This window comes from Caballeronia arvi (assembly GCF_001544695.2).
GTDB lineage: Bacteria > Pseudomonadota > Gammaproteobacteria > Burkholderiales > Burkholderiaceae > Caballeronia > Caballeronia arvi.
Map to the genome: position 1 here is coordinate 1 of NZ_FCOM02000110.1, position 12,092 is coordinate 12,092.

Here is a 12,092-nt window from a genome sequence, read left to right on the forward strand (position 1 = left end):
GAAACGCCGCTCGATCTGGCCAAAGTCGCGGACATCATGGCGGGCGAGCAGTCCAGCGGCACGTTCGTGCGCGTCGCGGGCGAGAGCGACGCGTTGCGCGCCAAGAGCCGCGCGACGATCGTCGCCGTGGCGGAAGAGGACAGTGTCGCCACGCCTTCGCTGCGCAGCGCGTGGCTCGAACGGCAGCATATCGGCGGGCCGTACCGGCGCGCGCGTGTGACGCTGGCGTTTCCGGCGGACAACATCGGCGCGAATCTGCCGACGCTCGCCGCGACCGTCGCGGGCAATCTCTACGATCTCGGCGAAACGACCGGCCTGCGCCTGCTCGACGTGCGCGTGCCCGCGTCCTGGCGCCAGTTGTTTCCGATGCCGCTGCACGGTGTCGCCGGCACGCGCAGGCTCACCGGCGTCGCAAGCGGACCGATGATCGGCACCATCATCAAGCCGAACGTGGGGCTTACCGCGCAGGAGACCGCGCAACTCGTGCGCAGGCTGTGCGAGGCGGGCGTCGACTTCATCAAGGACGACGAGATCAGCGCCAATCCGCTGCACGCGCCCATCCAGGAACGCGTGCGCGCGGTGATGGCCGAAGTGCGCGCCTATCGCGAGCGAAGCGGCAAGAACGTGATGATCGCGTTCAACATCACCGATGAAGTCGACGCCATGCGCCGACATGCCGATCTCGTCGAACGCGAGGGCGGCTCGTGCGTGATGGCGAGCGTCAACTGGTGCGGCTTCTCGGGCATCGAGACGCTGCGGCGCGCGACGCCGCTCGTGCTGCACGCGCATCGCAACGGCTACGGCATGATGTCGCGCGAACCGGCGCTCGGCATGTCCTTCGGCGCGTATCAGACCTTGTGGCGGCTCGCGGGCGTCGATCATATGCACGTGCATGGCCTCGCGGGCAAGTTCGCACAGACCGACGACGAGGTGATCGCATCGGCGCGCGCCTGCGCCGCACCGCTTGCGCCCGGTCTCGCCGATGCCGTGCTGCCCGCGTTCTCATCCGGACAATGGGCCGGCACCGCGCCCGTCACCTTCGATGCCGTGCAAAGCGACGACCTGCTTTTCATGTCGGGGGGCGGCATGCTCGGTCATCCGGGCGGCGTCGCGGCGGGCGTCGCGAGCGTCCGGCAGGCGTGGGACGCGGCGCGTTCTGGCACGCAGCTGCGTGAGTACGCGAAGCACGCGCCGGAACTTGCGGCGGCGCTTGACTTCTTCGGTGGGCGCACATGACGGCCGCGCCTTACGGCTTCTATGGCGATGACTTCACCGGTGCCACCGACACGCTCGCCAATCTCGCCCGTGCCGGTCTGCGCGCGATGCTCTTCGTCGAAGCCCCGACGCCCGCGCGCCTCGCCACGCTCGGCCCGCTGGACGCCATCGGCGTTGCGGGCGCCGCGCGCGCGCTCGCGCCGCAAGCGATGCGCGTCGAACTCAACCGCATCGGCGCGCTCTTCGCGACGCTCGGCGTGCGCGTGATGCACTACAAGGTGTGCTCGACCTTCGACAGTGCGCCGGGGGTGGGCAACATCGGCGTGGCCATCGACTGTCTGCGCCGGCACTTCGGCAATGCGCTCGTGCCGATCGTCGGCGGGCAGCCGAATCTCGGACGCTATTGCGCGTTCGGCAATCTGTTCGCCACCGCGGGCGGCGCGCAGGCGTATCGCATCGACCGTCATCCGGCAATGAGCCGACATCCCGTCACGCCAATGCAGGAGGCGGATTTGCGGCTGCATTTCCAAACGCTCGGCGTGAGCGTCAACTCGCTCGACTGGCGCGCTTACGCGTTTCCGGACGCCGCACTGAGCGATGCAATAGAAAACGCAGGCAACGAGCCGTTGCTGTTCGATGTACTGGATGACGCGCATCTGCTGAGAATCGGCCGCGTGATGCACGAACGGTCGGCGCGCACGCCGATGCTCGCGGTCGGGGCGAGCAGCGTCGCGCAGGCATGGGCGATGGCCGCCGCCGGGCAATGCGAGATGACCGCATCGCCGAGTCTGGAAGCGGCGCAGTCGCCCGTGTTCGTGCTGGCCGGAAGCCTCTCGCCGATGACGGAGAAGCAAATCGAAGCGGCGCATTCGTATCGGCGCGTCGAACTCGATCCGTGCGCGATGCACGACGCCTCGTATCGCGACCAGTGTCGCGCGCAAATCGCCGACGGCCTGCGTGCCGGACGTCACGTGCTCGCCTACACGCATCGCGCACCCGTCGACATGAAGGCAGATGCCGCGCCGCTCGCCGCACGCTGCGCGGAGCTGCTGCGCGATGTCGTCGCCGAAGTCCGCCCGAAGCGCATCGGCATCGCGGGCGGCGATACATCCAGCTTCGGTGTGCAGGCTCTGCGTCCGTGGGGCCTTTCTTATGTCGCGCCGCTCGACCGAGGAGTGACCGTCTGCCGTGTCCATTCCGACGAGGCCGCCACGCATGGCACCGAAATCATGCTCAAGGGCGGGCAGATGGGCGGTGCCGACTGCTTCGAACGGCTGGTGTACGGGCGACTGTAACGCGTTCACGGCTACCTCCTGCCGCCATTGGCAAGGACGCGTCCAAGGATCATCCGCGATGTGGAGTCAATTGTGGGGCAGCCCTGGACAAAGCGCGTGGAAAGAGACGAGGGCTAATGCTATTCGTGGAAGCAGGTGCTGCTCGCCCTTTTAAATCCTCACTTCGAACCGCGTGAACGGGACTTCCTCGGCCAAAGGCTTGGTACTCGCCCGCCGCCTTGACTTCCAGAGAGCCTGCGTAGGCTGATTGCAACGAAATCAGCGAAAGGCTCAATGTATGAAGGCAAACGTTCCGAATCACAGTTGTCAAGTCCTCCCTCCGTCGCCCGAGGTGCGGATGCGGACCTCCCTCGAAGCCAATCGTGAGCTTGCTCATATACAGGCAGTCGTGCGTACAGTGAGCGCATCAACGACAGCTTCGTTGCCCCTAAGCGCTTGGTACTGGAGGGCACGCCTTCGTGACCTGCGTACCGGCTACGCATTGCTTCCCGTACAACTTGCTCTGCTGTGTGCGCTCGAGTTTTGTGTCGACGATATCGAAAAAGAAACAAAGGAGATCCGACCGAACCACGCTCGCCGCGTAGCGTAGGTTCGCGGCACCCATTGAGCTATTGAACAAAAATCTATACGCAGTACTTAGAAGTAGAGCCGTCGGCCGACCGAATGGACTCGCGCTCCGACGACGCGTGTCGCCAGTGGCAAGTCACCGCCATTAAACGCAAGCGTGATAATGCGACTTATCACGCATGAAGATTTGTAAGATAAGCATCGCGCTCCGCTAGAAGCCGGCGCCGGACGCGCCCGGCGGCCACCCTCAAGCACCGCGCGCATAATCCCCGTGTGTCTTGCATCGCCGGAGGCGACGACCATGAACGTGCCGAAAACCAGAAGAGATCCCGAGGGTACGCGTCGACGCATCCTGGAGGCGGCGACGCAGCAGTTTTCGACCTGCGGGCTATCGGGGGCCCGCGTCGACGCCATTGCAACGGCCGCCGACACCAACGAGCGGATGCTCTATTACTACTTTCAAAGCAAGGAAGGCTTGTACGTCGCTGTCCTCGAGGCGATGTATGCGGAATTTGCGCGTCACGAGGTGAGCCTTGACCTCACGGGGCTGCAGCCTGCCGCCGCGATACGAACGCTTGCGCTTTCCATCTGGAATTACTTCCGGGCGAATCCGAGGTGGTTGAACCTCATCAACAACGAAAATCTTCATGAAGGCCGGTACCTCGAGCGCTCGCCAAAAGTGACCGAGGCGATTTCGCCTGTGATTGACTTGGTGCGCGCGACCTTGGCGCGCGGGGCCGCCATAGGGGATTTCCGCGCCGATGTGGACGCCCTCGATTTTTACGTTACGCTGGCCGCAATGGGGTACTACCTGGTTTCCAATCGGTTCACCCTGAAAGCGTTCGTCGGACGGGACTATACCGAACCGTTAGTCATCGAGGCGGTGACTGAGATGCATGTCAAGATGCTGATTGCATACTTGCAGCCGGCGTCGCCGGCCGCGGCGCGGTAAGCTTTCACGTCCTCAGCACCGCTGACGAGGCGGCAGGGGATGGGGCAGCCAAGGCGATCCCTACACGCTGAGGAGGAACTTGATGACGGGCGCGTGATCGACGGGGCGCAGGGTGGCAACTCGGCGCGCTGGGTGAACCATAGCTGTGAACCAAACTGTGAAGCTGAGCAAAAAATCGGCGACATCATAGCCGTAATGGATAGCATTGCCTTCCAGACAAACATACTTGCGCTCAACGCAGCGGTCGAGGCAGCACGGGCTGGCGAACAGGGGCGCGGTTTCGCAGTTGTTGCCTCGGAAGTGCGCGTACTTGCCCTTCGAAGCGCGAGCGCTGCAAAGGAGATCAAGGAGCTGATTGATCATTCCGCACGTAGCGTAGAGGCGGGTGCGCAACAAGTCTCAAAGGCGCAGACGTCGATGGCGGAAATCGTCGATGCCGTTACACGGGTGACAGCCATCATGGGCGAGATTGCGAGCGCAAGTGCGGAACAGGGCGTGGGAATCGGGCAGGTCAATCAAGCGGTTGCTCAAATCGACGAAAACACACAGCGAAACGCCGCGCAGGTTCAGGAGGCCGCCGCCGCCGCCCGTTCCATGGAAGAGCAGGCGACGAGTCTTTCACAGATTGTTGAGATGTTCCAGATCGACGAGAGTTCGCACGTCGGCTAGTCAGCATTCGGACGGGGCGCGCGATGTCGATGAATCTCTCGACGCGTGCGCGCCGATACGGACTACGGCGCAGCGAAAAATGAGCTTGCTAGAGCGCTATTTGCCTTCTTCCTGTTCCTCTTGCTCGCGTTCAGTGTATAGCGCATCAGGAAACGCTTCCAGGCGCGACTGTGGAATCGGCTCGCCGCTTTCGTCAGATAGTCCGTATGTTCCATCCTCGATCTTCTGCAGCGCTCGCTGGATATCACCCAATCGATGATTTGAGTAGTTGAGAGTGGTTTTCGCCAACGTGTTCTTACCATCGTCGGTCCGGAGCAGCGCCGCTTCCATTTCGAGAAGACGCTCACGCTGTTGCGCGAGGAATCCTTCATTAAACTTCCTTACAGATTCGCCCATTAACTTCTCCGATAAGGGCCTGCTCGGGTTTGATCGAACAAGCTGTGCGACCAAGTCGACCCGACGACGTAAACACACGGAACGCCCCTTCAGCGTTAGTACGCGATTCGCGTTACGACATCAAAAGGGAGATCGTTTTGCTTCAACTTAGCTGCCACTGCTTGCTTAGCATCCTCGTTTCGCGGCACTTCAAGATAGCTGCTGCCAGAAAATCCCGGCTCAAACCTAATACTCGCTTCATTAGCGATTGCTTGCAGCAGATTGTAGTCGGTTGACTGCAGAAATTGATCATCGGCCTTATGTCGCACGGCGAAACATGTCAACATCATTAAACTCCTGTGTGGTAGGTGGGATACCGTACACTTTCTACCCTTTCGGCTCCACGAACGAAGGATCTGTGTAGGAACAGCGTCCCGCGCTATCTCTGTTGAGACAAGGTGCGACGTTCGGACAACCATTATGCTGCTCAATGCTTGACCGATTACTTCCTGAAAAGTATGGAGTGTCGATACTGTAATGCCTTGAGAGAGGCCTTCGTGGCGGTCGTTTTGCTGGCCGCCAGGCGCCATCCTTGGCTCGCGTTCGGACGCCTTTCAGCGCTGAGCCGCGCAGGCAGAGTAAGGGGGAACGCACGAAGTCGCAGCACCGGTATCGGCGACGAAGCGTCACTCGCGCCAGTCGTTGGACGGAATCCCGGATGTCGGCTGCGGCTCCGCAACCGGCCATCGGAGGGAAGCTGGTCTAATTGACTTTGTTTAATTGCGGTAACGTCCACTTGCCCGCAAGAATGGCAGCCGAAGGTTGATACGAATGCAGAATATAGAAAATTCCGCTCGACGCGGGAAGCCAGGTTGTCGCGTTATCACCGGTCGGCGTGCTGTGCGAGATGGGAATGGTGATCGAGCCATCCCGCCGTTTTCAGTCCCGGTGTGTCGGAGCCAACCGTATGACGGTCGATGTCGTTGGTGACCAGCATCTTGTCGTCGGCGATCTACATGATCAGCGATCAGACGGCTCCGACTAGGGGGCGGAGTCGAGCTTGACGACATACCGGTTAGCTCCGTTCAACCTTTGACCTGTGCTATCCGTGTAGCGGATCGGGTACAGCGCTTCGCGCTCACCTTGACCACCCAGATAAGGGCCGGCGACCATTGCGCGCAGCGGATAGTTGAACTCAAAGCTGTTGAGTTCCGTCACCCAGTTCCAGCCGTTGCGCACCGTCACGTGATCGCGAACGAAGAAATCGCGACAGCGGGGCCATCTTTCCGGATGACGGAGGCGACGACCTGTTCGCGCACTTCTCCGAGATCCGGACAGAAGGATTTAAGTCGCTCGCTGAAAACCAAAAGGTGACCTTCAATATGAAGCAAGGACCCAAGGGCAAGCAGGCGGCGAGCGTCCAGCCGCAGTGAACTAATCGGAAAAGCAGGCAGCCTGCTGCGGTGCAAGTAACCGGGCTCGGAACGGGGTGGACAGCGATACGACAGGATATGTTTCGGGGCCCGAGCGATCCGAAGCGCGAAGGCGCGCGTGCAAAGTGGGGCGTCCCTAGTGCTTTGCCGCATCCCAATTGGAGTTCACATTTGTGATTTCACAAGACTGACCGGCGTTTATAAGCAATAATATGGGATACCAGTTTAGAGTCGTTAAAGGCTGAAATGTCGGATCTCAAAGTTGACCGAAACGCGAAGACGCTTCGCGAACTGACGCTGGAAAAGCTGCGAGAGGCAATCGTGCAGGGCTATTTCCGCCCTGGTGCGCGACTCGTCGAGCGGACGCTATGCGACGAATTGGGCGTGAGCCGCACCGTCGTGCGTGAAGTGCTGCGCCACCTGGAAACCGAAGGTTTGGTGGAAATCGTGTCTCGTCAGGGACCCGTCGTGGCGCGGCTCGATCCGACGCAGGTCGCGGAAATTTACGAGTTGCGCGGTCTGCTCGAGGCCAATGCCGCCGGCGCTTGCGCCAGGAACGCGACGCCCGAGATCGTCGGAAAACTGCGGGGTATTCGGCGCAAGATCGAGGACGCCTTCGCCCGCGACGCCTTCACCGATGTCCTCACGTACACCGAATCCTTCTACGACGTGCTTTTCGAAGGCGCCCAGAAGTCGGTTTCGTTGTCGGTCGTGCGTTCGCTAAACACGCGGATCAACCGGCTGCGCGCGCTGACGATCTCGTCGACGGGGCGTGGGGAGGAGTCGAATCGGGAGATGAACGCGCTGCTCGAAGCCATCGAGCGAGGCGACGGCGATGCCGCGTCCGCAGCATCCGCCGCGCACATCCGGCGCGTCGCGGGACTGGCGCAGCAGGCCCTCGACCGGTTGAGCGAGCCAGAATGATGAAGTGATCGAAAAACATCTGTCTGAGAAAAACCGCCCGAGTGGCGGTTTTTTGTTGCCCCGTTGCTAGCAGAACACCGTCTCATGGTATTCCATAATACTTCGCCGTTTGTCACGAGAATAATATGGCATACCATCATCGGCCAGCTAATACGGCGTGGGAGACAGCAATGAAGCGTGAATCGCATCAGGACATGAAGGAGCGGGGCGCATGAAGCCGGAAGTAAGCCGCCTTGTCGCGGGCGATGTGGCGAGCGGGACGTGCTACAGCCTCTACGCGTCGCGCGCCGGCCAGACCGTCGGGACCGTCGCGCTGGTCCACGGCGTGGGCATGAATCACAGTGTCTGGGCGCCGCAAATCGACGCGCTTACGGCGTACTTCGATGTCCTCGCCTATGACATGCTCGGCCACGGCGAAAGCGCGTTGCCGAGCGCCGAGCCGACGCTCGCCGAATACGCGACTCAGCTCGCCGCGCTGCTCGACGCGCTGAAGATCGAACGCGTGCACGTCGCTGGGCATTCGATGGGCGCGCTGGTCGCGCTCGAGTTCGCGCTCACGTATCCGGCGCGCACGCAGAGCGTCGCAGCCCTGAACGCCGTCTACGATCGCACGCCCGAACAAAGTGCCGCCGTGATGAACCGAGCTTCGACGCTTGATGCGACCGAAACCGGCGCCGGCGTTGATGCAACCATCGCGCGCTGGTTCGGCGAGCCGGTGCCCGCGCATTTGAACCAGTCCGCGCAGGACCTTCGCGCCTTGTTGCTGAACGTCGACCCGGTCGGATACGCGCGTACGTACCGGCTGTTCGCGAGTTCGGACGGCGCGCATGTCGGCCGTCTCGACAGTCTGAACATGCCCGCGCTTTTCCTGACTGGCGAATTCGATCCGAACTCCAGTCCGTCGATGTCGCAAGCGATGGCGCTAGCGGCTCGCAACGGCCGCGCCGAAATCATCGACGGCGCGCGCCACATGATGAATGTTACCGATCCCGAGCGCGTCAACGAGCGGCTCGTCGCCTTTCTGACGCAAGCCGCCACCGCGCAACCGATCCATGCAACACAAACAGGAGAACGTCATGACTGACACGATTCAAGGCCAGGCGCTCGATCTCGCGGAGTTTCGCCGTGCGCTCGGCGCGTTCGTGACCGGCGTGACGGTCGTCACGACCATTCAACCCGATGGCTCGCCGCGCGGCTTCACGGCGAACTCGTTCACGTCGGTGTCGCTCGATCCGCCGCTGATTCTGGTGTGCATCGCCAAGACGGCTTCGAGTCACGCCGTGTTCTCGGCCACCGATCACTTCGCGGTCAGCGTGCTGGCGGAAGGCCAGAAGGCGGTGTCGGGCGTGTTCGCGTCGAAGTCTGCCGACAAGTTCACGCAGGTCGACTGGCACACACGCGCGACCGGTGCACCGCTGATGAACGGCGCGGCCGCGAGTTTCGATTGCAGGACGCACGATGTCGTCGATGCGGGCGATCACATCATTCTGATCGGCCGCGTGGTGGATTTCACGCACACGACTTCGTCGCCGCTCGGCTATTGCCGTGGCGCTTATGTGAACTTCAGCCTGTCGCAGGAAGCGCTGGCCGCGGCTGGCTCGCGCGCCAAGGTCGGCGCGATCCTCGAACTGGATGGCGGCGTCGTTCTGCTGGACACGCCGCAAGGGCTGGAGTTGCCTTGCGGAGTCAAGCTCGAGCCATCGAGCGATGCAGCCAGCTTGCGCGGCGTGCTCGTCAAGCTCGGTCTCGACGCGCATCTGGACTTCCTGTTCGCCGTGTTCGAGGAAAGCACCGGCCATGCGCCGGGCGTGCACGTGTATTACCGCGGACGGGTGTCCAGCGATGGCCTAGCCGTGCCGTCGGCGCGCGTGCGTGTGGTTCCGCTCGGCGAGATTCCGTGGGATCGCATTCGCGACGACGCCGTTCGTTCGATGCTGCAACGGTATGTGCGCGAGCGCAGCGAAGACGCCTTCGGCATCTATGTCGGCGACACGGCGACCGGCAAGGTGCAGTCGCTGACGGCTTCCCACTGAATGCATGAGCGAAAACTCGCGCACGCGGAGCCGATTTTCCATCCCCTCGTCATGCGCTGAACGGAAAACCCATGTTCTACGAAATCCGCACGTATCGAATCAAAACCGGCGCAGTTCCGGCTTACCTGAAACTCGTCGAGGAAGAAGGCATCGAGTTGCAGAAGAAGTATTTGCAGGACCTTGTCGGCTATTTCTTCTCGGAGATCGGGCCGCTTAACCAGATCGTTCATATCTGGGCTTATCCGTCGCTCGACGAACGCGATCGCAGGCGCGCCGCGCTCGCAAACGATCCGGCGTGGCAGGCCTTCGCGCCGAAGATTCAGGCGCTCATGGAAGAGATGGAAAACAAGATCATGCGGCCGACGAACTTCTCGCCGCTCAAATGAACGACCACGCAGACCGCTGACAACGCGGCTTCACTCACCCATCAGGCAGGAGACAGCAATGAACACGAGAAAGAGTCTTTTCGCAGCAAGCTTGATCGCCGCCAGCGCGGCATGCGTATTCGGCTCGCTCGCGCAAGCAGCCGAACCGATTGTCTTTACCAGCTGGGGCGGCACGACGCAATCGTCGCAGCAGAAAGACTGGGCGCAGCCTTTTGCGCAGGCCAACGGCATCAACGTGCTGATGGACGGCCCGACCGACTACGGCAAGCTCAAGGCGATGGTCGAGAGCGGCAACGTGACCTGGGATGTGGTCGATGTCGAAGGCGACTTCGCGTATGCGGCGCAAGCGGCGGGACTGGTCGAGCCGATCGACTACAACGTCGTGAAGAAGGACGAGCTCGATCCGCGTTTCGCGACGCCGTCCGCGGTCGGCAGCTTCTATTACTCGTTCGTGCTCGGCTATAACAAGGCGAAATTCGCTAGCGCCCAGCCGGCCAATTGGGGCGACTTATTCGACACGAAGAAGTTTCCGGGCAAGCGCACGCTCTACAAGTGGTCCGCGCCAGGCGTGCTCGAAATCGCGTTGCTCGCCGACGGCGTGCCCGCGAACAAGCTCTATCCGCTCGATCTCGATCGCGCTTTCAAGAAGCTCGACACGATCAAGAGCGACATTGTCTGGTGGAGCGGCGGTGCGCAATCGCAGCAATTGCTGGCCTCCGGCGAAGCCCCGATGGGCGTGTTCTGGAATGGCCGCCTGCATGCTCTTGCGCAGACGGGCGTTCCCGTGGGCATCTCGTGGAATCAGAACCTGACCGCGGCCGACATGCTTGTGGTCCCCAAAGGCTCGAAGCACAAAGCCGAAGCGATGAAGTTTCTCGCTTACGCGACAAGCCCTCAAGCCCAGGCCAAGTTCGCGACCGATACGAACTACGCGCCGATCAACGTCAAGTCGCCGGCACTGATGCCCGCGGATGTGGCGAAGCAGTTGCCGGATCAATACAAGACCTCGCAGATCGATCTCGACATGAAGTACTGGGCGCAGAACCGCGACGCAATCGCGAAGCGCTGGTACGCCTGGCAGTCGAAGTAACTCGTCGCTCATTCGCGATAGAGCGCGGGCAACACAGCCTGGCCTGGGAGCCATCATGCCGAACGTCCTCAGTACCGTTGCACTTCCCGCCGCGAAAGCGCGGCGCAAACCGGACTGGCGCAGTATGCGTCTGCTCGCCCCCGCGCTGCTGTTGCTCGCGATCTTCTTCGTTCTGCCAGTGCTGTCGCTTTTGCTTCGCAGCATCATGGAGCCGACGCCAGGCCTGCAGAACTATGCCGAATTGCTCGGCTCGACGACCTATCTGAAGGTCTTCGGCAACACATTCCTCGTGGCGACCGTCGTGACGATTGCCACCTTGGTCATCGGTTTTCCGACCGCGTGGCTGCTCGCCATCGCCCCGCGCAGGATCAGTTCGTTGTTGTTCTCCATCTTGCTGCTCTCGATGTGGACGAACCTTCTCGCGCGCACCTTCGCATGGATGGTGCTGCTGCAATCGACTGGGCCGATCAACCGTCTGCTGATGGCGCTGCACCTCATCAACGAGCCGCTCGCGCTGGTGAACAACCTGGTCGGCGTGACGGTCGGCATGACGTACATCATGCTGCCGTTTCTCGTGATGCCGCTGCACGCGACCTTGCGCAGCATCGATGCCTCCACGCTGCGCGCAGCCGCCGTGTGCGGCGCGAATCGCTGGCAGGCATTCTGGCGCGTGCTCGTGCCGCTGGCGGCGCCGGGAATCGCGTCGGGCGCGCTGATGGTCTTCGTCATGGCGCTCGGCTATTTCGTGACGCCCGCGCTGCTCGGCGGACCGTCGTACATGATGCTCGCCGAACTCATCGCGCAATTGGTGCAAGGCTTGTTGAACTGGGGTCTGGCCGGCGCCGCCGCATTCGTGCTGCTCGCGGTGACGCTCGGCTTGTTCACGCTGCAACTGCGCTTCACCGGCGGTGCGCGTGCAAGCATGGGAGGACGCTGACATGTTGCTCGATTTTGATCGTCTCGGTTCCCTGAAGTGGGTGTTGATTGCGATTGGCAGCGCGGTCGGTCTCTTCCTGCTGCTGCCGATTCTCTTCATCGTCGCGCTGTCTTTCGGCGACTCGCAATGGCTGATCTTTCCGCCGCCGGGCTGGACGCTGGAGTGGTATCGCCAGTTGTTCACCGACTCCGGCTGGGTCGATGCGCTGCTCACGAG

Annotated in this window: 13 protein-coding genes and 1 pseudogene; 12 read left to right on the top strand and 2 right to left on the bottom strand. The window is 61.9% G+C overall.

Annotated features, from left to right (window positions below; translation table 11 throughout):
* The 4 genes from AWB74_RS42010 to AWB74_RS42030 all read left to right on the top strand — a co-directional run.
* Positions 1-1,236, top strand: a 1,236-nt coding sequence (locus tag AWB74_RS42010) for a ribulose-bisphosphate carboxylase large subunit family protein (RefSeq protein WP_061152432.1), incomplete at its 5' end; no start/stop codon positions are given.
* A complete protein-coding gene (locus tag AWB74_RS42015; protein ID WP_061152433.1) occupies positions 1,233-2,510 on the top strand; it encodes a four-carbon acid sugar kinase family protein in 1,278 nt (425 codons plus the stop codon). The genes AWB74_RS42010 and AWB74_RS42015, both read left to right, overlap by 4 nt.
* Before the next feature lie 868 nt (positions 2,511-3,378).
* On the top strand, positions 3,379-4,029 hold the full coding sequence (locus AWB74_RS42025; RefSeq protein WP_061152434.1) for a TetR/AcrR family transcriptional regulator: 651 nt from the start codon (positions 3,379-3,381) through the stop codon (positions 4,027-4,029).
* Between the two features lie 39 nt (positions 4,030-4,068).
* Positions 4,069-4,698 (top strand): methyl-accepting chemotaxis protein, encoded by a 630-nt coding sequence (locus AWB74_RS42030; protein WP_061152435.1) that lies wholly within the window; start codon positions 4,069-4,071, stop codon positions 4,696-4,698.
* Positions 4,699-4,794: 96 nt separating this feature from the next.
* Here the strand turns inward: AWB74_RS42030 and AWB74_RS42035 are convergent, their stop codons facing one another.
* On the bottom strand, positions 4,795-5,094 hold the full coding sequence (locus tag AWB74_RS42035) for a TraR/DksA C4-type zinc finger protein (RefSeq protein ID WP_061152436.1): 300 nt from the start codon (positions 5,092-5,094) through the stop codon (positions 4,795-4,797).
* 1,020 nt (positions 5,095-6,114) lie between these two features.
* Positions 6,115-6,318 (bottom strand): hypothetical protein, encoded by a 204-nt coding sequence (locus AWB74_RS42045; RefSeq protein ID WP_061152438.1) that lies wholly within the window; start codon positions 6,316-6,318, stop codon positions 6,115-6,117.
* A 35-nt stretch (positions 6,319-6,353) separates the two neighbouring features.
* Here AWB74_RS42045 and AWB74_RS42050 point away from each other — a divergent pair, with 35 nt between their 5' ends.
* The 8 genes and pseudogenes from AWB74_RS42050 to AWB74_RS42085 form a co-directional block, all read left to right on the top strand.
* Positions 6,354-6,506, top strand: coding sequence for a cold-shock protein (locus AWB74_RS42050; protein ID WP_087039532.1), 153 nt, complete (start codon positions 6,354-6,356; stop codon positions 6,504-6,506).
* Between the two features lie 246 nt (positions 6,507-6,752).
* Entirely contained in the window at positions 6,753-7,430 is a 678-nt protein-coding gene (locus AWB74_RS42055; protein ID WP_061152439.1) for a GntR family transcriptional regulator, read from the top strand.
* Positions 7,431-7,641: 211 nt separating this feature from the next.
* The gene (locus tag AWB74_RS42060; protein ID WP_061152440.1) at positions 7,642-8,514 is read left to right on the top strand and encodes an alpha/beta fold hydrolase; all 873 of its coding nucleotides are present in this window, start codon (positions 7,642-7,644) and stop codon (positions 8,512-8,514) included.
* Positions 8,507-9,463: a flavin reductase gene (locus tag AWB74_RS42065; RefSeq protein WP_061152441.1), complete on the top strand. Its 957-nt coding sequence runs from the start codon at positions 8,507-8,509 to the stop codon at positions 9,461-9,463. The genes AWB74_RS42060 and AWB74_RS42065 overlap by 8 nt, the downstream gene beginning before the upstream one ends.
* Positions 9,464-9,534: 71 nt before the next feature.
* The gene (locus AWB74_RS42070; protein ID WP_061152442.1) at positions 9,535-9,849 is read left to right on the top strand and encodes an NIPSNAP family protein; all 315 of its coding nucleotides are present in this window, start codon (positions 9,535-9,537) and stop codon (positions 9,847-9,849) included.
* A 58-nt stretch (positions 9,850-9,907) separates the two neighbouring features.
* Positions 9,908-10,939: an ABC transporter substrate-binding protein gene (locus AWB74_RS42075; RefSeq protein ID WP_061152443.1), complete on the top strand. Its 1,032-nt coding sequence runs from the start codon at positions 9,908-9,910 to the stop codon at positions 10,937-10,939.
* 55 nt (positions 10,940-10,994) lie between these two features.
* Positions 10,995-11,876, top strand: a complete 882-nt coding sequence (locus tag AWB74_RS42080) for an ABC transporter permease (RefSeq protein ID WP_061152444.1) — start codon at positions 10,995-10,997, stop codon at positions 11,874-11,876.
* A gap of 1 nt (position 11,877) precedes the next feature.
* Positions 11,878-12,092: pseudogene (locus AWB74_RS42085) on the top strand (ABC transporter permease); the annotation flags it as partial.

Coding starts and splice junctions, on each gene's coding strand:
- AWB74_RS42015 (WP_061152433.1), top strand. CDS start 1,233: ATGACGGCCGCGCCTTACGGCTTCTATGGCGATGACTTCACCGGTGCC.
- AWB74_RS42025 (WP_061152434.1), top strand. CDS start 3,379: ATGAACGTGCCGAAAACCAGAAGAGATCCCGAGGGTACGCGTCGACGC.
- AWB74_RS42030 (WP_061152435.1), top strand. CDS start 4,069: ATGGGGCAGCCAAGGCGATCCCTACACGCTGAGGAGGAACTTGATGAC.
- AWB74_RS42035 (WP_061152436.1), bottom strand. CDS start 5,094: ATGGGCGAATCTGTAAGGAAGTTTAATGAAGGATTCCTCGCGCAACAG.
- AWB74_RS42055 (WP_061152439.1), top strand. CDS start 6,753: ATGTCGGATCTCAAAGTTGACCGAAACGCGAAGACGCTTCGCGAACTG.
- AWB74_RS42060 (WP_061152440.1), top strand. CDS start 7,642: ATGAAGCCGGAAGTAAGCCGCCTTGTCGCGGGCGATGTGGCGAGCGGG.
- AWB74_RS42065 (WP_061152441.1), top strand. CDS start 8,507: ATGACTGACACGATTCAAGGCCAGGCGCTCGATCTCGCGGAGTTTCGC.
- AWB74_RS42070 (WP_061152442.1), top strand. CDS start 9,535: ATGTTCTACGAAATCCGCACGTATCGAATCAAAACCGGCGCAGTTCCG.
- AWB74_RS42075 (WP_061152443.1), top strand. CDS start 9,908: ATGAACACGAGAAAGAGTCTTTTCGCAGCAAGCTTGATCGCCGCCAGC.
- AWB74_RS42080 (WP_061152444.1), top strand. CDS start 10,995: ATGCCGAACGTCCTCAGTACCGTTGCACTTCCCGCCGCGAAAGCGCGG.